This is a genomic window from Nocardioides nematodiphilus (assembly GCF_020216525.1).
GTDB lineage: Bacteria > Actinomycetota > Actinomycetes > Propionibacteriales > Nocardioidaceae > Nocardioides > Nocardioides nematodiphilus.
In genome coordinates this window covers 233,485-257,123 of the sequence record NZ_JAIWOY010000003.1, presented here as the reverse complement: position 1 = coordinate 257,123, position 23,639 = coordinate 233,485, and the positions used below count along the sequence as shown (strand labels likewise).

Genomic DNA, 23,639 nt, shown 5'->3' with positions numbered 1-23,639 from the left:
CCTTGTTCCTGGCCATCGCGGCTACCCCGTGATCCGGAAGCCGGGGTCGTTGCCCCAGAAGATGAGCGTCAGGAGCATGTCGACCAGCACGACGACCACGATCGAGGCACGGATCGAGGCACCGGTCGCCTCGCCGACCGCCTGCGGGCCACCGCCGGCGTTGATGCCGTACCAGCAGTGGATCAGCGTGACGATCAGCGCGAAGATCAGGATCTTGATGATCGAGTAGAAGACGTCCTGGCCGTTGATGAAGATCGAGAAGTAGTGCGCGTACTGCCCCGGCGACTGGTGGAAGATGTAGACGACCGAGAGCTGCGAGGCGATGTAGGAGCCGAGCAGGCCGATCAGGTAGAGCGGCAGGATCGCGAACATGCAGGCCACCACGCGGGTCGCGACGAGGTAGCGCACCGAGCTGACGCCCATCACCTCGAGGGCGTCGACCTCCTCGTGGATCTTCATCGAGCCGATCTGTGCGGTGAAGCGACAGCCGACCTGCGCGGCGAGCGCCAGGGCGGCGATCAGGGGCGCGAGCTCGCGGGTGTTGGCACTCGCGGAGATGAAGCCGGTCAGCGGCGCGAGTCCGACGAGCTGGAGGCCGTTGAAGCCCTCGATGCCCAGCGACGTACCGGCCGCGAGCGAGAGCAGGACCATGACGCCGACGGTGCCGCCTCCGACCAGGAGGGCGCCGGAGCCCCAGGCGACGTCCTTGATCTGGCGCAGGACCTCCTTGGGGTACAGCTTGACGGTGATCGGGATCTCCTTGAGCACCTTGACCGAGAACGAGGCGAAGTCCCCGAACGCCGCGAAGGCGTCGAGGATCGGGTCGCTGGCCCAGCTCGCGCGCCCCATCACGCGGCCCCGGTCGGGGAGAGCATCGAGTAGACCTGCGTGATGACGACGTTGACGACGGCGAGCAGGATGACGCTGAGCACGACGGCCTGGTTCACGGCGTCGGCCACCCCCTTGGGTCCGCCATGGGCGCTGAGACCCTTGTGCGCGGCCACGATCGTGGCGATGAAGCCGAAGATGAACGCCTTGAGCAGCGCCACCCACAGGTCGATCGTGTTGCTGAAGCTGATGAACGAGTTGATGTAGGTGCCGGCCGAGATCGAGCCGTTGCCGACGTTCAGGATGAAGGCGGTCACCATCGCGGTCATCGCGACGATGATCGTCAGGAGGAGCGAGACGACGAGGGCGGCGACGACGCGCGGCGAGACGAGCCGCTGCACCGGGTTGATGCCCATCACCTTCATCGCGTCGATCTCCTCGCGGACCTGACGAGCGCCGAGGTCCGAGCAGATGGCGGACCCGACGGCGCCGGCGATCATCAGCGAGGTCACCAGCGGCGCGCCCTGGCGCAGCACGCCGATGCCGTTGATGGCGCCGCTGAAGGAGCCGGCGCCGATCTGGGAGGCCACGGCGCCGATCTGGACCGACGTGATGACGCCGAACGGGATCGCCACCAGGATGGTGGGCAGCAGCGAGACCTTGGTCATGAACCAGGCCTGCAGCAGGAACTCGCTCCAGCTGAAGCGTCCTCGGGCGATGTCGCCGACCGCTGTGCTGGTCGACTCCACGCCCAGGACGACGAGCTTGCCACTCGTCACGATTCCGGCTCGGAACCGGTCGGTGAAGCTCACGAAGCCCCCTGGCGGGCGCGCGTGTTCGGTGTCATGAGTTCCCCCTCATCCATCCGTGTCGCTGATGTAACGGCGCTCACAAAGAGGCGTTACGGAGTCGCAGGCTACCGACGGGTACCAAAATTGTGACAGTTGTCACGTGCAAAATGTTTGGCGACCGCGGCTCCCGGATACTGGGCAGGATTTCGGTCTCTCAACTGGGCAGATGAGTGCGCGGCGCCATCCGCGGCCCACGCCGTGGCCGCGCGCCTCGGGCGCGATAGAGCAGCGCGACGACACGTTGCCGATGCGGCCGGTACGGCGCCAGGAAAGCACGCATCTGCTCGTCGTCGAACGGTGCGCCGGTGACGGCCCAGCCGATGTCCTTGGCGACGTGGTAGTCGCCGAAGCTGACCGCGTCCGGGTCGCCGTGCGCCCGTTGGCGCACCTCGGCGGCGGTCCACTCTCCGATGCCGGGCAGGCTGCACAGCCGGCGCTCGACCTCGTCCCCGCTCAGGCCCTGGGACGGGTCAGCCGTCCGCTCGAGGCTGTCGGCGACCCGGGCCGCGGTGACCAGCGCCCGCGAGCGGGCATGGTCGACGTGCATCCGCAGCCACGACCAGCTCGGCACCTGGCGGATCACCTCGGCCGTGGGCTGCAGCCGCAGGCGACGGGCGGCGGCCTCCGGGCCAGGTGCCGGCTCGCCGTACTGCTGCAGCAGCCTGCGGAAGCCGGCGAACGCCTCCTGGCCGGTGACCTTCTGCTCGAGGATCGCAGGCATCAGCGCCTCGAAGACCAAGCCGGTGCGGCCGAGTCGTGGTTTGCCGTACTGCCGGATCGCCTCGCGCAGCAGGCCGTCCTCGGGCTCGAACCCGCTGTCGTCGTCCTCCGCGCCCAGCAGGGCCGGGAGCCGGTCGAGGGCCCACTCCGCGCCGGAGCCCCACGCCTGCGCCTCCACGTCTCCCCCGCGCTCCCCGCGCGCACGCACCGCCAGGGTCGCCGGGCCCGCGGGCGTACGGATCGCGCGCCAGTGCACGCCGTCGACCAATCGGTACGCCGGATCCCCCGGGCCGCGACGGTGCACGAGCAGCGCGTTGAGGCGCACGTCGTACGTCGGCGTCCAGGCACGGCTCAGGCTCACGCTCCATAGGCTTTCATGGACTCATGCAGCTCGCTGATCTGGTGGCGACCTCGGCCGCCGTCGCGCAGACCCGATCCCGCAAGGCCAAGGTCACCGCCCTCGCCGAGCGGCTCGGCGCGACCGAGCCCGACGAGAGGGCGGTGGTGGTGTCGTACCTGGGCGGCGCCCTGCTCCAGCGTCGCACCGGCCTCGGCTGGCGGGGGCTCGCCGACCTGCCCGCTCCCGCCGACGTGCCGACGCTGCAGGTGGCTGAGGTCCACGACGCGTTCGAGCGGATGGCGGCACTGGCGGGCGCGGGATCGGCCGCCGCCCGTTCGGCGGCGGTGGCGGACCTCTTCGGCCGGGCGACCGCGGACGAGCAGCAGTGGCTGCGCGGTCTGGTGACCGGTGAGCTGCGCCAGGGCGCGCTCGACTCGCTCGTCCAGGAGGCGCTCGCCGTCGCCGCGGCGGTGCCGCTGGTCGCGGTGCGCCGGGCGGCGATGCTGGCGGGTTCCACGGTCGCGATCGCCGACCTCGCCTTCGAGGGCGAGGCGACACTCGCCGAGGTGGGCCTCGTGGTCGGGCGACCGGTGCTCCCGATGTTGGCCGCGAGCGCACCCTCGGTCGCCGAGGCGCTCACGAAGATCGGTGGCGAGGTCGCCGTCGACACCAAGCTCGACGGCATCCGGATCCAGGTGCATCGCGACGGGGACGACGTACGGATCGCGAGCCGGACCCTCGACGACCTCACCGCTCGGCTTCCCGAGGTGGTCGACCTGGTCCGCGGCCTACCGGCGCAGAGGGTGGTGCTCGACGGCGAGGCGATGACGCTCAGCGCGGAGGGCCGGCCGGCGCCGTTCCAGGAGACGGCCTCCCGCACCGCGAGCCGGGGCGCGACGACGGCCCGGGTCGCACCGTACTTCTTCGATCTGCTCCACCTCGACGGGCGGGACCTGCTCGACCTGCCGCTGCGCGATCGGCTGGCGGCGCTCGACGCGCTGGTCCCCGAGGAGCATCGGGCCTCCCGGCTGGTCACCTCCGACCCCGGTGAGGCGGAGACCTTCGCGGCCGAGGTGCTCCGCGCCGGCCACGAGGGCGTGGTGGTGAAGTCGCTGGACGCCCCGTGGGAGGCGGGCCGGCGCGGCTCCGGCTGGGTGAAGGTGAAGCCGGTGCACACCCTCGACCTGGTCGTGACCGCCGTGGAGTGGGGCTCGGGGCGGCGCCGCGGATGGCTCTCCAACATCCACCTGGCCGCCCGCGACCCCGAGACCGGCGGCTGGACGATGTTGGGCAAGACGTTCAAGGGGATGACCGACCAGATGCTCGCCTGGCAGACCGAGCGGTTCCAGGAGCTGGCGACCGGCCCCACCGATGGCTGGGTGGTGCCGGTCCGGCCCGAGCAGGTCGTCGAGATCGCCTTCGACGGGCTCCAGCGCTCGACCCGCTACCCCGGCGGCCTGGCGCTGCGCTTCGCGCGCGTGGTGCGCTACCGCGACGACAAGACCGCCGCCGAGGCCGACACGATCGAGACGGTCCGGTCACTCGCGCGCTGAGGGCTGTGGCACGTTGGTGCAACTCCGAGTTGCACACGTCGTACAGTAGCGACATGGCCCCTCATCTCGCGCCTCGCGACGGCACTCCTGCCGATGCCCCGGAGGCGGGCAGGACCGACGGCCGCCGCTCCGCGGCCGCTGCGCGACGACGGGTGCGCGAGGCCGAGATCATCAAGGCCACCCGGCAGCTCTTCGACGAGCGCGGCGTGCGCGACGCCCAGATCGAGGACATCGCCCGTGCCGTGGGGATCAATCGTGCGATCGTCTATCGCCACTTCACCGGCAAGGAGGAGATCTTCGCGCTCGTCCTCATCGACTACCTCGAGGAGCTCCGCGCCGCCCTCCTCGAGGCCGACGATGCCACGGCTGCGGCCACCGATCGGCTCGGCGCCGTCGTCGGCGCGTTCGTCGAGTACGGCGTGGCCCGACCCGCCTTCGTCGACTGCGCCCACGCGTTGATGCGTCGGCGTGGACCGGAGCTCTTCGACGAGATCTCCGAGAGCGCGATGCTGCGCCTCGGCCGCGCGATGACCGGCGCGATGGCGCCGCTGCACCAGGTCTTCGCCGACGGCGCGCGCACCGGCGAGCTGCGCGTCGAGGACCCGGCCCTGCTGGCGAACCTCTTCTACGGCACCGGTCTCGGGGCCCTCCAGCTCGCCCACGTCGGTCTCACGGTCACCGAGAGCGCGCCCGGCGTGCCGACCGTCGGGACGATCACCCCCGCGCAGGTCCGCGACCACCTGGTCCGGACGGCGGTCGCGCTCGCCCGCGCCTGAGCAACGCTGCCTCTCGGCAGCGCGAGGGCGAGCGCTCAGTGGTGGCCGCGGCCGTGCGGTTTGGCCTTGGCCCCGTGCTTCGGCCCGTGCTTGGGCTTGTGCTTCGCCGTGGGCCGGGGCGCGTGGTGCTTCGGCTTCGCGTGGTGGACCCGCGCGACCGGCCGGGCGACGGCGTGATGCCGGGGCACGGCGACGACCGGAGCCGCGGCATCCACCGGCAGCGGAGTGGACGTCGCGCTCGGGGCCGCCGACGACGCGACGGGCGCCGGGGGCTCGTCGGCCGCGACGGCTCGCGGCGCGTCGGTGCGGCTGGCCAGCACGCCGGCCATGACGAGGGCGAGGACCGCGGCACACGCCGCGGCGGCGAGGTGCCGGCGTCGCGCGTCCCGTACGAACGCGGTGCCACGAGACGTCGACCGCGCGGCCGGCACGCCCGCTCCCGCGGCACCCCGGGTGCGGGTCGGGTCGTCGAGAAGGGCCCGCGCGCGCTGGGCGACCGCGTACGCGCTCGGGGGCCGATGGGCGGGATCGAGGGCGGCGAGCGCGGCGATGAGCTCGCGCACCCCCTCGGGGTGACTCGGCGGCAGCGGCGGCATCGGGATGGTGGCGTGCGCCATCAGCGTGGAGACCTGGGTGTCGCGGCTCAGCGGGCGCAGCCCGGTCAGGCACTCGTACGCCAGCGTGCCGAGAGCGTACAGGTCGGAGGCGTGCGTCGCCGAGGAGCCGGCGGCCTGCTCGGGGCTGATGTAGTCGACGGTGCCGACGATCGTGCCGGTGAGCGTCAGCGGCTCCTCGGCATGGTGTCGCGCGATGCCGAAGTCGAGCAGCACGGCCCGCCCGTCGCGCGCGATCATGATGTTGGCCGGCTTGAGGTCGCGATGGACGATGCCCGCACGGTGCACGACCGCCAACGCGTCGGCGATCTGGCCGACCAGCCGCAGGACGGTGTTGACGCTCAGTCGGTCACCGCTGCGCAGGAGGTCGCGCAGGGTGCGGCCGTCGACGTGCTCCATCACGAGGTACGGCATCACGCCCGCGGTGGTGGGCTCCTCGCCGAAGGCGAGAAGACGAGCGATGCCCGGGTGGGACAGCGAGCCGGCGATCCTGGCCTCGGCGCGCAGCCGCGCGTCGGCGTGCTCGTCCTGGCCGGGGCGGAGCAGTTTGATGGCGACGTCGCGGCCCAGGAGTCGGTCGTGGGCGAGGTGCACCGCACCGGCCCCACCGGCGCCGAGCAGCGCGCCCAACTCGTAGCGCTCCCCCAGCACCGCTCCGGGGCGGGTGAGGTCATCAAGGCCTGCGGGGAGCGTCACGGTCGCGCTGTACCCGAGATGGGCCTGCGGCAGTCCTCACACGCCGGACCGCCCTGGACCGGGCCTCAGCGAGGCCGGTCCAGGGCGGTCCGGTGGGTGGGGAGCGGGTGGATCAGGCTTCGAGGATCGCGACGACGCCCTGGCCACCGGCGGCGCAGATCGAGATCAGCGCGCGGCCCGTGCCCTTCTGCTTGAGCAGCTTGGCGGTGTTGGCCACGATCCGCCCGCCGGTCGCCGAGAACGGGTGGCCCGCGGCGAGCGAGGAGCCTTTGACGTTGAGCTTCGAGCGGTCGATCGAGCCCAGCGGCGCGTCGAGGCCGAGGCGCTCCTTGCAGAAGATCGGGTCCTCCCACGCCTTGAGCGTGGACAGCACCTGCGAGGCGAACGCCTCGTGGATCTCGTAGTAGTCGAAGTCCTGCAGGGTGAGGCCGTTGCGGGCCAGCATGCGCGGCACGGCGTAGGCGGGGGCCATCAGCAGACCCTCCTTGCCGGTGACGAAGTCGACGGCGGCGACCTCGGAGTCGACGAAGTAGGCGAGCGGCTCCAGGCCGTGCTCCTGCGCCCACTCCTCCGATCCGAGCAGCACCGTGGAGGCGCCGTCGGTCAGCGGCGTCGAGTTCGCGGCGGTCATCGTCGCGGCCTCGCCCTTGCCGAAGACCGGCTTGAGGGTGGCGAGCTTCTCCAGCGAGGAGTCGCCGCGCAGGTTGTTGTCGCGCTCGAGGCCGCGGAAGGGCGTGATCAGGTCGTCCTGCCAGCCCTCCTCGTAGGAGGCGAACAGGTTGTGGTGCGACGTCACGGCGAGCTCGTCCTGGGCCTCGCGGGTGATCTGCCACTCCAGCGCGGTCAGCGCCTGGCTGTCGCCCATGGACAGGCCGGTGCGGGGCTCGCCGTTGGACGGGATCGCGATGCCGATGTCGCCGGGGCGGATCTTGGCCAGCGCCTTGAGCTTGTCGGCGGTGGTGCGCTTGTTGTTGACCTCGATCAGCTTCTTGCGGAGCTTCTCCGAGATCGCGATCGGCGCGTCCGAGGTGGTGTCGACACCGCCGGCGATGCCGGAGTCGAGCTGGCCCAGCGCGATCTTGTTGGCGATGTAGTTGATCGCCTGCAGGCCGGTGCCGCAGGCCTGCTGCAGGTCGACGGCCGCGGTCTCGGGCGCGAGCTTGGAGCCGAGCACCGACTCGCGGATCAGGTTGAAGTCGCGGCTGTGCTTGAGGACGGCGCCACCAGCGACCTCGCCGATGCGCTCGCCCTCCAGACCGAAGCGCGTGACCAGGCCATCGAGCGCGGCGGTGAACATCTCCTGATTGGACGCGGTCGCGTACGCGCCGTTGGAGCGGGCGAACGGGATGCGGTTGCCGCCGAGGACGGCGACACGACGGGTGCTCTTGTTCATACGGCACATCCTTGCCTCGCGGGCGCGTGGAGAGAAGGGTATGAGAGGCACACCACGAAATGTGGACACCGAGTTACACCTCTAGTTACATCAAGTCCGCACAGTCCATCGCGTACGTGAGCAAGGAAGCCGGATCATGAGCGACAAGTACCAGGCCTTCACCCAGTCCTCGATCGGCAAGCTGCTGGTCAAGAACCTCGGGCTGCCCCAGCCCACCAAGCTGGAGCGCTACACCGCCGGCGACCCGCTGGTGAAGGGCACTGTCCTGACCGGCGGCCGCGGTCGCCTCGCCGACGATCTCGCCGGCCTCCTCGACCAGCTCGGCGCCGCCAGCACCACCGCCCGCACCGATGGCGAGAAGTACAAGGCCCTCGTCTTCGACGCCACGGGCATCACCTCCCTCAAGCAGCTGGTCACGCTCCAGGAGTTCTTCACCCCGGTGCTGCGCAGTCTCGAGACCTGTCCGCGGGTGATCGTGATCGGCACTCCGCCGGAGCTGCTCAAGGGCAGCGAGCGAGCGGCCCAGCGCGCGCTCGAGGGCTTCACCCGCAGCCTCGGCAAGGAGATCGGCAGGGGCGGCACCGTCCAGCTCGTCTATGTGGCCGAGGGCTACGAGGACTCGCTGCTCTCCACGCTCGGCTTCCTGCTCAGCCCCAAGTCCGCGTACGTCTCGGGACAGGTGGTCCGGATCGGCGCCCACGGGGAGGAGAAGGCCACCGCGCTCGGCGACTGGACCCGCCCGCTGGCCGGCAAAGTCGCCTTCGTGACCGGCGCGAGCCGCGGCATCGGCGAGGAGATCGCCCGTGTCCTGCACCGCGACGGCGCCACCGTCGTGGGCCTCGACGTACCCCAGGCCGCCGACGACCTGCAGCGTGTGATGAAGGAGATCGGCGGCGACTGGCTCACCCTCGACATCACCGCGAAGGACGCGCCGCAGCGCATCGCCGCGCACCTCAAAGAGAAGCACGGCGGCGTGGACGTGGTCGTGCACAACGCCGGCGTGACGATGGACAAGAAGCTCGCCAACCAGACCCCGGAGCGCTTCGGCAAGGTCCTCGAGATCAACGTCGAGGCACCCGAGAGGATCACCGCCGAGCTGCTCGCGCAGAAGGTCGTCAATCCCAACGGCCGCATCGTCGGCGTCGCGTCGATCGCCGGCATCGCAGGCAACGTCGGCCAGACCTCGTACGCCGCCTCGAAGGCGGGCGTGATCGGCCTGGTCGACAGCCTCGCCGAGGAGCTCGAGGACGGCATCACGATCAACGCGGTCGCCCCGGGCTTCATCATCACCCAGATGACCGCCGCCGTGCCGTTCGCCACCCGCGAGGTCGGCCAGCGGCTCAACGCGATGTCGCAGGGCGGCCTGCCCGTCGACGTCGCCGAGACGATCGCCTGGTACGCCTCCCCCGCCTCCACCGGCGTCAACGGCAACGTGGTCCGCGTGTGCGGCCAGATGATGCTCGGAGCCTGAGCATGGCCGGCACGATGGATGACACGACGGAGCCGACCGTCGTCGCGCGGGAGGGCGTCGCCGCCCTCCTGCGGGCGGCGCTGCCGTCGGTCCCCGGCGTCTCCGCGCTCCCGGGCATCCGCAAGGACGCCTCGGCCACCGAGGGCTTCGCCGTCACCCGCCCGCCGGTCACGGTCGAGCGCGAGCACGCCACCCGCTACGCCGAGCTGTGCGGGTTCCCGGCGCAGGACACCGTGGCGCTGACCTACCCGCACATGCTCGCCCAGCCGCTGCACCTCGCGATCCTGGCCGACGCACGCTTCCCCGCCCCGGCGATGGGCATGGTGCACCTCGAGAACACCATCACCCAGCACCGACGGATCGCGATCGGCGAGACGCTCGACGTACGCGTCGACGTCAGCAGCCCGATCGCCCACCCGGTGGGCACCGCCTGGCGGCTGACCTCGACCATCCGATCCGGCTCACCCGACGGAGAGGTCGCGTGGGAGTCGGTCTCCACCTACCTGCGACGCGGTCGTCGCAACCCGGACGCCGCCTGGGCGGGCGACCTGGCCGACGTCGCACCGGGCCCGGTGGCCTGGCCGCTCAAGGCCGACCTGGGACGCCGCTACGCGGCCGTCTCGGGCGACTACAACCCGATCCATCTGACCGCGCTGTCGGCGAAGGCGCTCGGGTTCCCGCGCCAGATCGCGCATGGCATGTGGACGAAGGCCCGCTGCGTCGCGATGCTCGAGAACCGGCTGCCCGACGCGGTCACCGTCGAGGTGACCTTCAAGAAGCCGGTCCTGCTGCCGAGCGCGGTCGCCTTCGGCAGCGAGGAGCGGGGCGAGGGCTTCGGCTTCTCCCTGCACAAGCGCGGCAGCGACACCCTGCACCTGCTGGGGCGTACCACCGCCCTGTGAGCGGTTCGGCTGGGCCAGTGACGAGCGCAGCGGGGGCGTATCGAGACCTCTCGATACGCCCCCGCTCGTTCGTCGCTCGTCTACCCGACCGGCGCAGGGTCAGCCGCGCGGCGGGCGGATGATCCCCTGCTGTGCGACCGTAGCGACCAGTCGCCCGTCCGAGGCGAAGACCCGGCCGAGCGAGAGCCCGCGACCGTTCTCGGCCGACGGCGACTCCTGGTCGTAGAGCCACCACTCGTCGGCCCGGAAGGGCCGGTGGAACCAGATGGCGTGGTCGAGCGAGGCCATCTGCACCCGCGAGCTGTCGAGGGTGTGCGCGGCGAGCGAGGCGCCGAGCAGGCTGATGTCGGAGGCCCAGGTGAAGGCCCCGAGGTGGATGTTCGGGTCGTCCGGCAGCTGCCCGGCGATCTTCAGCCAGACCCGCTGCTGAGCCGGGCGCGCCGGGTCGGGCTCCATGCCGAACAGGGAGTTCCCCACGGCACGGATCTCGACGGCGGCCCACTCGCGAGCCAGTGCCGCGCCCTCGCCCTCCTTGCCCTTCGCCATCAGGGCGAGCATGTCGATGCCCTCGTCGGCGGGCAGCGCCGCGGGCATCGCGTCCTGGTGGTCGTACCCGTCCTCGTACACCTGGAAGTTCGCGGTGAGGTAGTAGATGTCGCGGCCGTGCTGGCGCGCGGCGACACGTCGGGTCTGGAACGAGCGTCCGTCGCGGATCCGCTGGACGTCGTAGACGATCGGCGCCATCGGGTCGCCGGCCAGCAGGAAGTAGGAGTGCATCGAGTGCACGGTGAAGCCCTCGCCGGCCGTACGGATCGCGGCCATCAGCGATTGGGCCGCCACCTGGCCGCCGAAGGCGCGACCGCGGTCGTTGGGCGACGGGGCGCCGCGGAACAGGTCACCGTCGAGCTGCTCGAGGTCGAGGATCCCGACCAGATCGGCGACGGCCTGCTCGGGCGTACGGACGCTCAGCACCGATTGGGTCACTTCTCGCCCTCGCCCTTCTCGGGCTCGTCGAGCCCGGCCAGGAATCGCTCGAACTCGCGGCCCAGCTCCTCGCCGGTCGGCAGGGGCTGGTCCTCGGCGATGAGCGAGGAGCCGCTCTGCTCGGCGCGGGCGAAGGCGTCGTACTGCCGCTCGAGCGCGGCGACCACCTCGGCCACCTCGCTGTTCTCCTCGAGGTAGCGGCCGATCTCCTCGGCCCGGACCTCGGCCTCGCGGTGCAGCTCGCTGAGGTCGATCGTGAGCCGTCCGGCGATCTCGGTGCGTCCGACGAGCTCGGCGGCGGCGAGCGGGTAGTCGAGCTGGGCGACGTAGTGCGGGATGTGCACCACGAAGCCCTGGGCGTCGTGGCCCCACTCGCCGAGGCGGAGCTCGACGAGGGCCTGGGCGCTGGACGGCACCCGGATCTCGCCGCTCCAGGGGCTCTCCTCCGTGACGAGGTCAGGGTTGTTGGCGTGGTGGGTGACCGCCAGCGGACGGGTGTGCGGCACCGCCATCGGCACCGAGCCCAGCGAGATCACCTGGTCGACGCCGAAGCGCTCCACCACGTCGCGCACCGCGCGGGCGAACGCCTCCCAGCGGTTGTCCGGCTCGGGGCCGGTGAGCAGGAGGTACGGGGTGCCGCCGGCGTCGCGCAGCAGGCGGACGACCAGCCGCGGCGCGTCGTAGTCCTCGTAGTGGTCCCGGATGAAGGAGATCGCGGGGCGGCGAGCGCGGTAGTCGTGGAAGGCGTCCACGTCGAAGGTCGCCACCACCGGCGCGCCGTCCGACTCGGCGATCAGGTGACGGGCCGCGCGGGCGGCCGCGTTGCCGGCGTCGAGGAAGCCGTCGAGGACCTGGACCATGGTGAGCGGTCCTTCGAGATCGTCGAGCTCGGTCACCTCATCGACGATGTGCACCAGCTTGGATCTCGACACGGACATCTCCTGGTGCTCCTGGGACTGATCGGTCTTCCGATTTCGGTTCCGCTTCCACATGGCGCCTCTGGCAGCGCCCGCGCACCCCACGATATTCCCTGCCCCGTTCGCGACGGAGGGTGACCACTCACACACGACGTTCAACTGCGCCACATTGTTACCCAGGGGTAACCTCACTCTGCCCGCCCCTGGGCCCCATTGATATCCCCACCCGATCCGCAGGAGAAACGGTGACTCGACAGTTGCGCGAGGTCGTCTTCGTCGACGGCGTTCGCACCCCGTTCGGCAAGGCCAAGGGCCAGTACGCCGAAACCCGAGCCGATGACCTGGTCATCAAGTGCATCCGCGAGCTCACGCGTCGCAACCCCAGCCTCCCCCCGGAGCGGATCGACGAGGTCGCCATCGCGGCGACCACGCAGATCGGCGACCAGGGCCTCACCATCGGCCGTACGGCCTCGCTGCTGGCGGGCCTGCCGAACACGGTCCCCGGCTTCGCCATCGACCGCATGTGCGCCGGCGCCATGACCTCGGTGACCACGCTCGCCGGCGGCATCGCCTTCGGCGCCTACGACGTCGCCATCGCCGGCGGCGTCGAGCACATGGGTCGCCACCCGATGGGCGAGGGCGTCGACCCGAACCCGCGCATCGTCTCCGAGCGCATCGTCAACCCCGACGCGCTCGTGATGGGCAACACCGCGGAGAACGTGCACGACCTCTACCCGGACATCACCAAGGAGCGCTGCGACGCCTACGCCGTGGCCTCCCAGGAGAAGGCCGCCGCGGCCTACGCCGCCGGCAAGATCCAGCCCGACCTCGTCCCGGTCGCGACCAAGTCCGCCGAGAAGGGCTGGGGCCTGGCCACCACCGACGAGCCGATGCGCCCGGGCACGACGCTCGAGTCGCTCGCGGGCCTCAAGACCCCGTTCCGTCCGGCCGGCCGGGTCACCGCCGGCAACGCGGCGGGCATCAACGACGGCGCCACCGCCTGCCTCCTCGCCTCCGAGGAGACGGCCACGGAGCTCGGCCTCCCGATCAAGATGCGTCTCGTGTCGTACGCCTTCGCCGGTGTCGCGCCCGAGATCATGGCGGTCGGCCCGATCCCCTCGACCGAGAAGGCACTGGCCAAGGCCGGCCTGAGCATCGACGACATCGAGGCCTTCGAGCTCAACGAGGCCTTCGCGATCCAGGTGCTGGCCTTCCTGCAGCACTTCGGCATCGCCGACGACGACGCGCGCGTCAACCCGTACGGCGGCGCGATCGCCTTCGGCCACCCGCTCGCCTCCTCCGGCGTGCGCCTGATGACGCAGCTCGCGCGCCAGTTCGAGGAGCGTCCCGAGGTCCGCTACGGCCTCACCAGCATGTGCATCGGCATCGGCATGGGCGGCACCGTGATCTGGGAGAACCCGAACTGGAAGGGTGACAAGTGATGACCGACATCAACAAGCTCCTCGTGGATGTCGAGAAGCTCTTCTCCGACGACGAGGTCGTGACCGAGGCCAAGCTGCAGAAGGTCACCCTGCCCTCGGGCAAGGTCCTCGGGCTGGTCACGCTCGACAACGGCCTGGACCACTCCCGGCCCAACACGTTCGGCCCGAAGGGCCTCGTCTCGCTGAACACGGCGTACGACGCCGCGCTGGCCGACGAGACCATCGACGCGATCGCGGTCACCGGCAAGCAGTTCATCCTGGCCGCCGGCGCCGACCTCACCGCGCTCCAGGCGGGAGGAGCCGACGGCATCCGTGCGATCGCCGAGCTCGGCCACGCGGTCTTCCGCAAGCTGGGCGACGGCGACGGCTCGGTCAAGAAGCCCTCCTTCGGCTTCATCAACGGCCTCGCCCTCGGCGGTGGCCTCGAGGTCGCGCTGCACGCCGACTACCGCACCGTGATCGACTCCGTGCCTGCCGTCGGCCTGCCCGAGGTCATGCTCGGCCTGGTCCCCGGCTGGGGTGGCGCGTACCTGCTGCCGAACCTGGTCGGCCCGGCCAAGGCCGCCGAGCTCTTCATCCAGAACCCGCTCAACCAGGGCCGCGTGATCAAGGGCGGCGAGGTCGTCGCCGCCGGCATCGCCGACGTCGAGTTCAACGGTGCCGACTACCTCGAGCAGTCGATGCTCTGGGCCGACGGCGTGCTCAACGGCACGGTCACCGTGACGCGTCCCGAGATCGCCCGCGACGAGACCTGGGACGAGGCGGTCAAGAACGCCGGCTTCTTCGCCTGGGCCAAGACCGGCGACGCCTCCCCCGCCGCCAAGAAGGCCGTCGAGCTCCTCACGCTGGCCAAGACCGCGACTCGCGACGAGGGCTTCGCCGCCGAGGACGACGCGCTCGTCGCGATGGCGCAGACGCCGGAGCTGCTCGCCTCGCTCTACTCCTTCGACCTGGTGCAGAAGCGGGCCAAGCGCCCGGCCGGCGCCCCGGACAAGGCGCTGGCGCAGAAGGTCACCAAGGTCGGCATCATCGGCGCCGGCCTGATGGCCTCGCAGTTCGCGCTGCTCTTCGTCTCCAAGCTCAAGGTGCCGGTCGTGATGGTCGACCTGGACCAGGATCGCGCGGACAAGGGCGTCGCCTACGTCCACGCCGAGCTGGACAAGAAGCTCGCGAAGGGCAAGGCGTCGGTGGGCTCGACCAACCGGCTCAAGGCCCTGGTCACCGCCGAGGTCGACTACGAGAAGGCGTTCTCGGACGCGGACTTCATCATCGAGGCCGTCTTCGAGGAGATGTCGGTCAAGAAGAAGGTCTTCGCCGCCGCCGAGGCCGTGGCCCCGGAGACCGCCGTCTTCGCGACGAACACCTCGTCGCTGTCGATCACCGAGATGGGCAGCGAGCTGAAGCACCCCGAGCGGGTCGTCGGCTTCCACTTCTTCAACCCGGTCGCGGTCATGCCACTGCTGGAGATCATCAAGGGCGAGAACACCTCTGACGCCGCACTGGCCACCGCCTTCGCGACCGGCCGCGGTCTCGGCAAGACCACGATCCTGGTGAAGGACTCGCCGTCCTTCATCGTGAACCGCCTGCTCGGCCGGTTCATGGGCGAGGTCGCCAAGATCGCCGACGAGGGCACCCCGATCGCCACGGTCGACGCCGCGTTCGCGGGCGTGACCCCGATGCCGCCGTACCAGCTGATCGCGCTGGTCGGCCCGGCGATCGCCTACCACAACAACGAGACCCTGGCGCACGCCTTCCCCGAGCGGTTCTACCTCTCGGAGAACCTGCACCGGGTCGTGGAGGCCAAGAAGGGCTCCTTCTACGGACCCGACGGCCGCACCCTCGACCCCGAGGTCGAGGCGCTGCTCGAGGTCGGCGACGTGGTCAAGACCGCCGAGGAGGTGCGCCGCCAGACCCTGGAGGCGCTCGCCGACGAGGCCCGCCGGATGCTCGACGAGGGCGTCGCGCAGGCCGCCGAGGACATCGACCTCGGCATGATCACCGGCGCCGGCTTCCAGTTCTGGAACGGCGGTCTGACCCAGCTCCTCGACCGCGAGGGCATCTCGGAGAAGGTCACCGGCTCGAAGTTCCACTGATCGGTGGACGAGGGGTAAACTGGGTGTGAACTCAGATTGCTCCCTGAGTCACTGAGAAGGGCGCCTCCCGCATGCGGGAGGCGCCCTTCTGAATTCGCGGGTCCAGTGCGCCTCTCAGCGCTCGGTGCTCAGCCGGCTGTGTCGGTGCCCGTAGCCGAAGTAGATGACGAATCCGATCGCCATCCAGACCACGAACCGCAGCCACGTCTCGATGGACAGGTTGAGCATCAGGTAGACGCAGATCAGGGCAGCCAGGATCGGGAGGACCGGGCTGAACGGCACCCGGAACGGGCGCGTGAGGTCCGGGCGACGCCGGCGCAGCACCGGGACGGCGATCGAGACGAGCGCGAACGCGGTGAGGGTGCCGATGTTGACCATCTCCTCCAGCTTGCCGATCGGCGTGACACCGGCGACCACCGCGATGAGGATCCCGACCGTCACGGTGATGCGCACCGGGGTGCCCGTGGTCGGGTTGGTCCGCCCGAAGCCCATCGGCAGCAGGCCGTCGCGGCTCATCGCGAACACCACGCGGACGGTGCCGATGATGAGCGTCATGACGACGGTGGTCAGGCCGGCGACCGCACCGGCGGCGATCACGGTGGCGAAGCCTCCCTGACCGACGTCGCGGAAGGCGGTGGCGAGCGCCGCAGAGGGATCGATCTTGTCGTAGGGGACCATGCCGGTGATCACCAGCGCGACGGCGATGTAGAGGACCGTGCAGATCGCCAGCGAGGCGATGATGCCCCGCGGCAGGTCACGCTGCGGGTCCCGGGCCTCCTCGGCGGTGGTGGCGACGACGTCGAAGCCGATGTAGGCGAAGAAGACGACCGAGGCCGCCGAGATCACGCCGAGGACGCCGAAGGTCTGCGGCTTGATGCCCAGCACCGCCTGGATCAGGGGCTGCGCGAGGCCGTCGCTGCTGATCGGGCCCGAGGACGGCGGGATGAACGGTGAGTAGTTGGCGCCCGAGACGTAGAAGAGGCCGGCCACGATCACGAACAGGACGATGAAGAGCTTGACCGCGACGAGCACGAGGTTGACCCGCAGCGATTCCTTGATCCCGACCGCGACCAGCACCGTCAGCACCGCGACCAGCAGGACGGCCGCCACGTTCAGGTGGCCCCACTGGAAATGCTCGGCGTCGGCCGGGCCGATGGCGGACGGCCAGCCCAGACCGATCTCGTCCAGGAAGGTCACCAGGTAGGTGCTCCAGCCCTGGGACACGACGGAGGCGCCCAACATCAGCTCCAGGACGAGGTCCCAGCCGATGATCCAGGCCACCAGCTCCCCCAAGGTGGCATAGGAGAACGTGTACGCCGACCCGGCCACCGGGACCGTCGAGGCGAACTCGGCGTAGCAGATCGCGGCCAGCGCGCAGCAGACCGCCGCGATCACGAAGGAGATGGCGACGGCGGGACCGGCGTACGTGGCGGCCACCTGCCCGGTCAGGGTGAAGATGCCCGCGCCGATCACCACGCCGATGCCGAACACGGTCAGGTCGACGGCGGTGAGCTTCTTCTTGAGCTGATATTCCGGATCGTCGGTGTCGCGCAGGGACTGCTCGATCGACTTGGTACGGAGCACGTTCATGCTCCTATTTGTCCGCGAACGGCGATCTCGAAACCGGGTAGCGGCTCACCGCTCGATCTGCGCACCCGTCAGCGGCGCGGACTCCGCGGCGGTCAGCCGGGTGATCGTGTCGAGCGCGATCGCCTGCGGGGTGAGGCCGATCCGCTCCAGGATCGCGGCGCGCTTGGCGTGGTCGAGGAACTCCTGCGGGATGCCGTGGATCCGTACGGGCGTGTGCACGCCCTCGGCGGCCAACGTCTGCAGCAGGACCGCGCCGACGCCGCCGATCACGCCGTTGTCCTCGATGGTGACGACCAGGCGGTGCCTGCCGGCGAGCTCGACGAGGGCCGGGTCGACCGGCTTGACCCAGCGCGGGTCGACGACGGTGGCGCCGATGCCCTGGGCGGCGAGCCGCTCCCCCACCTCGACGGCACAGCCGGCCATCGCGCCGACGCCGACCACCAGGACGTCGTGGGTGCCCTGGCGCAGCAGGATGTCGCAGCCCCCGGCCGTGCCGACGGCAGCGATGTCGGCCGGCGGGGCGCCCTTCGGGAAGCGCACGACGGTCGGGGCGTCCTCGACCTCGACGGCCTCGTTGAGCAGGAGCCGCAGCTGGGCGGTGTCACGGGGCGCGGCGAGCCGCAGGCCGGGCACCACCTGGAGGATGGACATGTCCCACATCCCGTTGTGCGAGGCGCCGTCGTCGCCGGTCACGCCGGAGCGGTCCAGGACGAAGGTGACGCCCGCGCGGTGCAGCGCGCAGTCCATCAGGACCTGATCGAAGGCGCGGTTGAGGAAGGTGCCGTACACCGCGACGACAGGGTGCAGACCGCCGAGTGCGAGGCCGGCGGCCGAGGTGGCGGCATGCTGCTCGGCGATGCCGACGTCGAAGGTCCGCTCGGGGAAGCGCCGCTGGAAGCCGTCGAGGCCGACCGGGTGCATCATCGCGGCGGTGATCGCCACGACGTCGGCACGACGCTCACCGATCGCGACGATCTCGTCGGCGAAGGCGTCGGTCCAGATCCGCCCCTTCGGGCTCTCGGCGCCGGTGACGACGTCGAACGGACCCGGGGCGTGGAACTGATCCGCCTCGTGCTGCTCGGCGGCGTCGTAGCCGAAGCCCTTGCGGGTGAGGGCGTGCACGATGACCGGCCCGCCGAAGTTCTTGGCCTGCCGCAGCGCGTTCTCCATCGCCACCCGGTCGTGGCCGTCGACCGGGCCGACGTACTTGAGTCCGAGGTCCTCGAACAGACCCTGCGGCGCCAGCGCGTCCTTGACGCCCTTCTTCATCGCGTGCAGCACGTCGTAGGCGGCCGGGCCGACGCCGGGCACCTGGTTGAGGCGGCGCTTGACCGCGTCCAGGAGCGGCTCGTAGCGCGGGTTGGTCCGCAGCGCGGTGAGCGCGGTGGCGAGGCCGCCGATGGTCGGGGTGTAGGAGCGCCCGTTGTCGTTGACGACGATCACCAGCCGGCTGTCCTTGGCGATCGCGATGTTGTTGAGCGCCTCCCAGGCCATGCCTCCGGTCAGGGCGCCGTCGCCGATGACCGCGACCGTGTGGCGCTCGTCGCCGCGCAGCCGGTACGCCTTGGCGAGTCCGTCGGCATACGAGAGGGCGGTGGAGGCGTGCGAGTTCTCCACGATGTCGTGGGCGGACTCGGCGCTGCTCGGGTAGCCCGAGAGCCCGCCCTCCTGGCGCAGCCGGTCGAAGGCGCCGGCGCGGCCGGTGAGCATCTTGTGGACGTAGGCCTGGTGGCCGGTGTCGAAGACGATCCGGTCGATCGGCGATTCGAAGACCCGGTGGATGGCCAGGGTCAGCTCGACGACGCCGAGGTTGGGGCCGAGATGGCCGCCGGTACGGGCGCAGGTCGCGACGAGCAGGTCGCGGATCTCGCTGGCCAGCAGGGTCAGGTCGGCGTCGGAGAGGTCGCCCAACTCGCGCGGTGAGGACAGCGACCCAAGAAGACCCATGCGAGGCAGTCTACGGCCCGGTAGGTTCAGGCCAGGCTCACCCGGGCCACTGCGGGTTGCTCCAGACTGCCCAGCCACACAGTGCCGTCGTGCTCGCGCACCCCGGTCACCATCGCGTAGTGGTCGGCGGGGCGCTCGAGGTCGTGGACGAGGCGCCCGGTGTGGTCGTACGCCTGGACGCGAACGCACGGCGCGACCTTCGGCTGCAGCCACTCCGGGGCCTTGGTGGCGGCCACCTTCACCCACGCCGGGGCCTTGTCGAGCAGCGGGAGGGAGGCGTTGGCCGGGCTGGCGATGGTGACCCAGATCAGTCCGTCGGAGCCGCGCGCGATGTTGTCGGGGTGACCCGGCAGCTCGGCGACCAGGTAGTCGCGGGTGCCGGCCTGCGGTCCGGTCAGCCAATGCCGTACGACCGTGCGGGCGCCGGTCTCCGCGACCGCGACGAACGACTCGTCGGCCGCCAGCGCGACGCCGTTGGCGAAGAACAGCCCGTCGAGGACGACGCTCACCTCGCCGGACGGGTCGAGGCGCAGCAGCCGGCCCGTGCGGGTGTGCATGATCAGGTCGTCCTTCCACTGCTCCTGCCCGTAGCGGGTCGAAGAGTCGGAGAACCACACGGTGCCGTCGCTCGCGATGGCGGCGTTGTTGCAGAACCTCATCGGCCGACCGTCGACCTCGGCCAGCCGCCGCTCGACGCCGCCGGTGCGCGGGTCGACCAGCAGCACGCCGAGGGTGGAGTCGCAGACCAGCAGCCGCCCGTCGGGGTGGAGCTCGATGCCGAGCGGGTGCCCGCCGGTGTCGGCGACCCGTTCGACCCTCTGCGCGTCCGCGCTGATCCGCCAGATCGAGCCGTCACCTGTCCCGGTGAAGACACAGCCCTCGTCGGGGCCCGACGTCGCGACGACGACATCCTCAGCACCATGGGCGGGGACGGCGATGACCTCGAGCGCTGAGCCGGACGCAGACATGTCAGGCAGCGTGGCACACCGCTCTGGCACGCCGTGGCAGACTCGCAAGCATGGCGCTCACCAAGGACCAGAAGACCCGTCTCGTCGTCGTCGCCGTGGCGGTCCAGGCTGTCGTCGCGGCCCTCACCATCCGGGACATCAACAACCGCCCCGACGAGGCGATCCGCGGCCCGAAGAGGCTGTGGCGGCTCCTCGGGAGCATCAACACCACCGGCTCGGCGGCGTACTGGATCCTCGGTCGCAAGCGCGGCGTGGAGCTCAGCTCAGGAAGCTGAGCCGCACCTCGCGGACCTCGTTGTCGACATTGAGGTCGACCAGGCAGATACTCTGCCACGTCCCGAGCGCGAGACGCCCCGCCAGGACCGGGACGGTGGCGTAGGGCGGGATCAGCGCCGGCATCACGTGCGAGCGACCGTGCCCGCGCGAGCCGTGGCGGTGCTTCCAGCGGTCGTCGCGGGGAAGCAGGTCCTCGAGCGCGGCGAGCAGGTCGTCGTCGCTGCCGGCCCCGGTCTCGAGGATCGCGATCCCCGCGGTCGCGTGCGGGACGAAGACCTGCAGGAGACCGTCGCCGCGACCCGCGACGTACTCCTCGACGTCCGCGGTGATGTCGAGCACGACCTCGCGCGCGCCGGTGCGGTAGCTGCGGACCTCACTGTCCACGCAGGATCTCCTCGACGCGCTCGACCTTCTCGGTGAGCTGACCGGTGAAGCCGGGCCGGATGTCGGCCTTGATCACCAGGCTCACCCGCGGCGAGACCGCGACGACGGCGTCGGTGGCGCGCTTGACCACGTCGAACACCTCCTCCCACTCCCCCTCGATCGTGGTGAACATCGAGGTCGTCTCATGCGGGAGACCCGACTCGCGCACGATCCGCACGGCCTCCGCGACCGCGGCGGCGACGCCACCGGTCTCATCTCCGATGGTGGGCGCGACGCTGAAGGCGAGAAGCATGCGACCAGCCTACGACTGCCTCTCCCGCGCGGAGGCTACTGACCGGTAGGGTGCGGCGGGTTCCACATCCACAGGGAGGAAGAGGACATGGCTGCGCTCGACACGCTCGCAGAGCACCTCGGCGTCAGGGCCGACCGGCTGACCGCGTTCTCGTCGTACGACGAGGGCCAGCTCGCACGGCTCGACACGCTGCTCACCGGTGCCATGAGCGCCGAGGACGAGCAGTTCGAGGCCGGTCTGGAGGAGGCGCTGCGGTTCGTACCGCGACCCCTGCGTCCCGCCGCCAAGAAGATCCTGTTCGGAGGCAGCCGTGGGTGACCTGCTCAGCCGCATCGAGATCACCAAGCTCGCGCACGAGCTCGGCGCCCCCGAGGGCGACCTCGCCTTCCTCACGGCCAGCTCGCCGGCCGAGATCCGCGAGCTGCGCCAGATCGCGCAGACCGCCCTGTTCGCCCGCAACGAGGACCGGGTCAAGCTGCTCGCCGCGCTGAGCCGGATGCTGCCGGTGTCCCTGACCGCCAAGATCGCCGAGTTCGCGCTCGGCCCGATGCTCAGCGCCCGCGTCGCCGGCGTCCTGGACCCGCGCGAGGCCACCCGGCTGGCCGGCCACCTCGACTCCGGCTTCCTGGCCCGGCTCGCACCCTCCCTCGACCCGTCCCGGGTCGCTCCCATCGTGCGCGGCCTCGCCGACCCGCTGGTCGTCGAGGTCGGCCGGATGCTGCTCGAGCAGGACGAGCACCTCACCTTGTCGCGGTTCGTCTCGGTCGTCGACGTGAGCGTCGCGATGGGCGTCGTCGCCGACGCCACCGGGGCCGACCTGCTCCAGGTCGCGATCTACTGCGACGAGCCGGCCGCGCTGGACGCGATCGCGCAGCGCCTGCCCGACCGGATGCTCGCCGACATCATCACGGCGGCCTCCGACGCGAGCCTGTACGACGCGGCCGTCTCGCTGCTCGCCTCGCTCTCCCAGGACGTGTGCACCCGGCTGGTGGGCCAGATCGGCGCGGTCCCGGACGAGGCGCGCGAGGAGCTGATCGCGGCCGTCGCCCACCACGACGTGTGGCCGAACGTCCTGCCCGCCCTGCACAGCGTCGACCCGGACGTCCTCAAGGCGATGGTCAACGTCCCGATCACGATGGACCCCGAGCTGGTCGACCGGGTCGTCGCGCACGCGCGCACCCTCGACGTCGCGCCCGTCCTGGTCCAGATCGTGCTCGCCTTCGACGACGAGCACCTCGACGTGTTGCGCGACAGCAAGGCGCTGCGTTCTGCCGAGCTGCAGGACTGGCTGGTCACCAACGCCGGCGTCGGCACCCGGCTGATCGTCCCGGTCCTCGAGGCCCTGGGTCTGCGGTGACGAGCCCGCGGGGACGGGTCCGCGCGGGCCCGGCGCCGATCTAGGGGCGCAGCTCGATCACCATGTTCACCGGCGTCTCCATCGCCCGTCGCACGTGCGTGAAGCCGGCGCTCTCGGCCACGTGGCGCAGCCGGGCCTCGCCGGCCTGGGCGCCGAGAGCGGCCCCGACGTCCTGGGCGAGCGACGACGGTGTGCAGATCATGGTCGAGGCCGCGTAGAACACCCGGCCCACCGGGTTGAGGTTCTCGGCGAGCGTGTCGCCAGCGCGCGGCTCCACCAGCATGACGGTGCCGCCCGGGGCGAGCGCGGCCCGGGCGTGCTGGAGGGCGCCGATCGGGTCACCCATGTCGTGCAGGCAGTCGAAGAAGCAGATCAGGTCGTAGTCCGAGCCCGGATAGTCGTCCGCCTTCGCCCGGGCGAAGGTCGTGTTGGCCTCGACGCCCTCCTCCTGCGCGAGTGCGGATGCCCGGTCGATCGAGGCCTGGTGGTAGTCGAAGCCGACGAAGGTCGAGGCCGGATAGTGCTTCGCCATGACGGCCGTCGAGACGCCGTGCCCGCATCCGACGTCAGCGACCTTCGCCCCCGCGGTCAGCGCCTCGTGCACGCCGTCCAGGGCGGGCAGCCACTCGTCGATGAGATGCATGCGGTAGCCGGGCCGGAAGAACTGCTCGGTGCCCAAGAAGAGCTCCGCATCGTGCTCGTGCCAGCCGAAGCCGTGCCCGTCGGCCATCGCCTGCTGGATCCGCGGCAGGTCCTCGTAGACCGAGCGCACGATGTGGAAGCCGCCGGCCATGTAGACCGGGCTGTCCGGATCGCAGAAGACCATCGCCTGCTCGGGCGACATCTGGAACATGACCTCACCGCTCTCCCGGTCGAGGTCGGTGCCGATGTAGCCGCTGGCCGCCTGGGCGCTGAGCCACTGGTTCGCATACGGCTCGGGGACGCTGCACCGCTCCGCGAGATCGGCGGCCGACATGGGGTGCCCGTCACCGAGGGCGGACCAGAAGCCCAGGTCGACGCCCAGGATGACGAGGGCGCCGTTGAGCGCTGCGCCGATGTCGGTGACGGCCTGGAAGACCTGCGCCTCGAGCCGCGCCATGTCGGGCTCGGTGGGGCCGGCGGTGCTGCCCTGCGGCATGGCGCCGGGGGTTGATTCGGTGGTGGACATGGGGGTCTCCTCGCTCCCGACGCCACGGCGATTCCGTCGTGGAGACCTCCACGACGCTACGCCGGTGCGCACCCCAG

General features: G+C 70.9%; 22 protein-coding genes. 9 read left to right on the top strand and 13 right to left on the bottom strand.

What is annotated here, in order from left to right:
- Positions 1-21 precede the first annotated feature (21 nt).
- The 3 genes from KSO98_RS07235 to KSO98_RS07225 all read right to left on the bottom strand — a co-directional run bounded on the left by KSO98_RS07235 (position 22) and on the right by KSO98_RS07225 (position 2,760).
- Complete coding sequence (locus KSO98_RS07235) at positions 22-849, bottom strand: MlaE family ABC transporter permease (protein ID WP_225284447.1); 828 nt, start codon at positions 847-849, stop codon at positions 22-24.
- Positions 849-1,640 carry an MlaE family ABC transporter permease gene (locus KSO98_RS07230; protein ID WP_225284446.1) on the bottom strand — a complete coding sequence of 264 codons (792 nt, stop codon included), beginning with the start codon at positions 1,638-1,640 and terminating at the stop codon, positions 849-851. The genes KSO98_RS07235 and KSO98_RS07230 overlap by 1 nt, the downstream gene beginning before the upstream one ends.
- A 193-nt stretch (positions 1,641-1,833) precedes the next feature.
- The gene (locus tag KSO98_RS07225) at positions 1,834-2,760 is read right to left on the bottom strand and encodes a DNA-3-methyladenine glycosylase family protein (protein WP_225284444.1); all 927 of its coding nucleotides are present in this window, start codon (positions 2,758-2,760) and stop codon (positions 1,834-1,836) included.
- Between the two features lie 23 nt (positions 2,761-2,783).
- Between KSO98_RS07225 and KSO98_RS07220 the strand changes: the two genes are divergently transcribed.
- On the top strand, positions 2,784-4,292 hold the full coding sequence (locus KSO98_RS07220; protein WP_225284443.1) for an ATP-dependent DNA ligase: 1,509 nt from the start codon (positions 2,784-2,786) through the stop codon (positions 4,290-4,292).
- 53 nt (positions 4,293-4,345) lie between these two features.
- Entirely contained in the window at positions 4,346-5,068 is a 723-nt protein-coding gene (locus KSO98_RS07215) for a TetR/AcrR family transcriptional regulator (RefSeq protein WP_225284441.1), read from the top strand.
- 35 nt (positions 5,069-5,103) lie between these two features.
- Here KSO98_RS07215 and KSO98_RS07210 read toward each other — a convergent pair whose 3' ends face one another.
- Positions 5,104-6,378, bottom strand: coding sequence for a serine/threonine-protein kinase (locus tag KSO98_RS07210; protein ID WP_225284440.1), 1,275 nt, complete (start codon positions 6,376-6,378; stop codon positions 5,104-5,106).
- 112 nt (positions 6,379-6,490) lie between these two features.
- The gene (locus tag KSO98_RS07205) at positions 6,491-7,771 is read right to left on the bottom strand and encodes an acetyl-CoA C-acetyltransferase (protein WP_225284439.1); all 1,281 of its coding nucleotides are present in this window, start codon (positions 7,769-7,771) and stop codon (positions 6,491-6,493) included.
- A 136-nt stretch (positions 7,772-7,907) separates the two neighbouring features.
- Between KSO98_RS07205 and KSO98_RS07200 the strand changes: the two genes are divergently transcribed.
- Both KSO98_RS07200 and KSO98_RS07195 read left to right on the top strand, forming a co-directional pair.
- Positions 7,908-9,242 carry a 3-oxoacyl-ACP reductase gene (locus KSO98_RS07200; RefSeq protein ID WP_225284438.1) on the top strand — a complete coding sequence of 445 codons (1,335 nt, stop codon included), beginning with the start codon at positions 7,908-7,910 and terminating at the stop codon, positions 9,240-9,242.
- A gap of 14 nt (positions 9,243-9,256) precedes the next feature.
- Entirely contained in the window at positions 9,257-10,144 is an 888-nt protein-coding gene (locus KSO98_RS07195) for a MaoC/PaaZ C-terminal domain-containing protein (RefSeq protein ID WP_225284437.1), read from the top strand.
- A 99-nt stretch (positions 10,145-10,243) separates the two neighbouring features.
- Here the strand turns inward: KSO98_RS07195 and KSO98_RS07190 are convergent, their stop codons facing one another.
- Positions 10,244-11,128, bottom strand: a complete 885-nt coding sequence (locus KSO98_RS07190; protein WP_225284436.1) for an acyl-CoA thioesterase — start codon at positions 11,126-11,128, stop codon at positions 10,244-10,246.
- The gene (locus KSO98_RS07185) at positions 11,125-12,066 is read right to left on the bottom strand and encodes a proteasome assembly chaperone family protein (RefSeq protein ID WP_225284435.1); all 942 of its coding nucleotides are present in this window, start codon (positions 12,064-12,066) and stop codon (positions 11,125-11,127) included. The genes KSO98_RS07190 and KSO98_RS07185 overlap by 4 nt, the downstream gene beginning before the upstream one ends.
- Positions 12,067-12,290: 224 nt before the next feature.
- Here KSO98_RS07185 and KSO98_RS07180 point away from each other — a divergent pair, with 224 nt between their 5' ends.
- Together KSO98_RS07180 and KSO98_RS07175 are read left to right on the top strand one after the other, a co-directional pair.
- Complete coding sequence (locus KSO98_RS07180) at positions 12,291-13,487, top strand: thiolase family protein (RefSeq protein WP_225284434.1); 1,197 nt, start codon at positions 12,291-12,293, stop codon at positions 13,485-13,487.
- A complete protein-coding gene (locus tag KSO98_RS07175; protein ID WP_225284433.1) occupies positions 13,487-15,580 on the top strand; it encodes a 3-hydroxyacyl-CoA dehydrogenase NAD-binding domain-containing protein in 2,094 nt (697 codons plus the stop codon). Before KSO98_RS07180 ends, KSO98_RS07175 begins: the two co-directional genes overlap by 1 nt.
- A 114-nt stretch (positions 15,581-15,694) precedes the next feature.
- Here the strand turns inward: KSO98_RS07175 and KSO98_RS07170 are convergent, their stop codons facing one another.
- Genes KSO98_RS07170 through KSO98_RS07160 form a run of 3 tightly spaced genes read right to left on the bottom strand, consistent with a single transcriptional unit; the run spans position 15,695 to position 20,085 of the window.
- Entirely contained in the window at positions 15,695-17,170 is a 1,476-nt protein-coding gene (locus KSO98_RS07170) for an amino acid permease (protein ID WP_225284431.1), read from the bottom strand.
- A gap of 45 nt (positions 17,171-17,215) precedes the next feature.
- On the bottom strand, positions 17,216-19,117 hold the full coding sequence (gene dxs, locus KSO98_RS07165) for a 1-deoxy-D-xylulose-5-phosphate synthase (protein WP_225284430.1): 1,902 nt from the start codon (positions 19,115-19,117) through the stop codon (positions 17,216-17,218).
- A gap of 26 nt (positions 19,118-19,143) precedes the next feature.
- Positions 19,144-20,085, bottom strand: coding sequence for an SMP-30/gluconolactonase/LRE family protein (locus KSO98_RS07160; RefSeq protein WP_225284429.1), 942 nt, complete (start codon positions 20,083-20,085; stop codon positions 19,144-19,146).
- A 50-nt stretch (positions 20,086-20,135) separates the two neighbouring features.
- On the opposite strand from KSO98_RS07160, the gene KSO98_RS07155 reads away from it, so the two are divergent.
- On the top strand, positions 20,136-20,360 hold the full coding sequence (locus KSO98_RS07155) for a hypothetical protein (RefSeq protein WP_225284428.1): 225 nt from the start codon (positions 20,136-20,138) through the stop codon (positions 20,358-20,360).
- Here KSO98_RS07155 and KSO98_RS07150 read toward each other — a convergent pair.
- Positions 20,344-20,745, bottom strand: coding sequence for a secondary thiamine-phosphate synthase enzyme YjbQ (locus tag KSO98_RS07150; RefSeq protein ID WP_225284427.1), 402 nt, complete (start codon positions 20,743-20,745; stop codon positions 20,344-20,346). The two genes, KSO98_RS07155 and KSO98_RS07150, sit on opposite strands and share 17 nt — an antisense overlap.
- Entirely contained in the window at positions 20,735-21,037 is a 303-nt protein-coding gene (locus tag KSO98_RS07145; RefSeq protein WP_225284426.1) for a thiamine-binding protein, read from the bottom strand. The genes KSO98_RS07150 and KSO98_RS07145 overlap by 11 nt, the downstream gene beginning before the upstream one ends.
- A gap of 87 nt (positions 21,038-21,124) precedes the next feature.
- On the opposite strand from KSO98_RS07145, the gene KSO98_RS07140 reads away from it, so the two are divergent.
- Positions 21,125-21,355 (top strand): hypothetical protein, encoded by a 231-nt coding sequence (locus tag KSO98_RS07140; RefSeq protein ID WP_225284425.1) that lies wholly within the window; start codon positions 21,125-21,127, stop codon positions 21,353-21,355.
- A complete protein-coding gene (locus tag KSO98_RS07135; protein WP_225284424.1) occupies positions 21,348-22,394 on the top strand; it encodes a hypothetical protein in 1,047 nt (348 codons plus the stop codon). Before KSO98_RS07140 ends, KSO98_RS07135 begins: the two co-directional genes overlap by 8 nt.
- A 40-nt stretch (positions 22,395-22,434) precedes the next feature.
- Here KSO98_RS07135 and KSO98_RS07130 read toward each other — a convergent pair whose 3' ends face one another.
- The gene (locus KSO98_RS07130; protein ID WP_225284423.1) at positions 22,435-23,562 is read right to left on the bottom strand and encodes a methyltransferase domain-containing protein; all 1,128 of its coding nucleotides are present in this window, start codon (positions 23,560-23,562) and stop codon (positions 22,435-22,437) included.
- Positions 23,563-23,639 lie beyond the last annotated feature (77 nt).

Excerpts from the sequence above, each read along its gene's own strand:
- KSO98_RS07235 (WP_225284447.1), bottom strand. The coding sequence starts at position 849 with ATGGGGCGCGCGAGCTGGGCCAGCGACCCGATCCTCGACGCCTTCGCG.
- KSO98_RS07220 (WP_225284443.1), top strand. The coding sequence starts at position 2,784 with ATGCAGCTCGCTGATCTGGTGGCGACCTCGGCCGCCGTCGCGCAGACC.
- KSO98_RS07215 (WP_225284441.1), top strand. The coding sequence starts at position 4,346 with ATGGCCCCTCATCTCGCGCCTCGCGACGGCACTCCTGCCGATGCCCCG.
- KSO98_RS07205 (WP_225284439.1), bottom strand. The coding sequence starts at position 7,771 with ATGAACAAGAGCACCCGTCGTGTCGCCGTCCTCGGCGGCAACCGCATC.
- KSO98_RS07200 (WP_225284438.1), top strand. The coding sequence starts at position 7,908 with ATGAGCGACAAGTACCAGGCCTTCACCCAGTCCTCGATCGGCAAGCTG.
- KSO98_RS07195 (WP_225284437.1), top strand. The coding sequence starts at position 9,257 with ATGGATGACACGACGGAGCCGACCGTCGTCGCGCGGGAGGGCGTCGCC.
- KSO98_RS07185 (WP_225284435.1), bottom strand. The coding sequence starts at position 12,066 with ATGTCCGTGTCGAGATCCAAGCTGGTGCACATCGTCGATGAGGTGACC.
- KSO98_RS07175 (WP_225284433.1), top strand. The coding sequence starts at position 13,487 with ATGACCGACATCAACAAGCTCCTCGTGGATGTCGAGAAGCTCTTCTCC.
- KSO98_RS07170 (WP_225284431.1), bottom strand. The coding sequence starts at position 17,170 with ATGAACGTGCTCCGTACCAAGTCGATCGAGCAGTCCCTGCGCGACACC.
- dxs (WP_225284430.1), bottom strand. The coding sequence starts at position 19,117 with ATGGGTCTTCTTGGGTCGCTGTCCTCACCGCGCGAGTTGGGCGACCTC.
- KSO98_RS07160 (WP_225284429.1), bottom strand. The coding sequence starts at position 20,085 with ATGTCTGCGTCCGGCTCAGCGCTCGAGGTCATCGCCGTCCCCGCCCAT.
- KSO98_RS07155 (WP_225284428.1), top strand. The coding sequence starts at position 20,136 with ATGGCGCTCACCAAGGACCAGAAGACCCGTCTCGTCGTCGTCGCCGTG.
- KSO98_RS07145 (WP_225284426.1), bottom strand. The coding sequence starts at position 21,037 with ATGCTTCTCGCCTTCAGCGTCGCGCCCACCATCGGAGATGAGACCGGT.
- KSO98_RS07140 (WP_225284425.1), top strand. The coding sequence starts at position 21,125 with ATGGCTGCGCTCGACACGCTCGCAGAGCACCTCGGCGTCAGGGCCGAC.
- KSO98_RS07130 (WP_225284423.1), bottom strand. The coding sequence starts at position 23,562 with ATGTCCACCACCGAATCAACCCCCGGCGCCATGCCGCAGGGCAGCACC.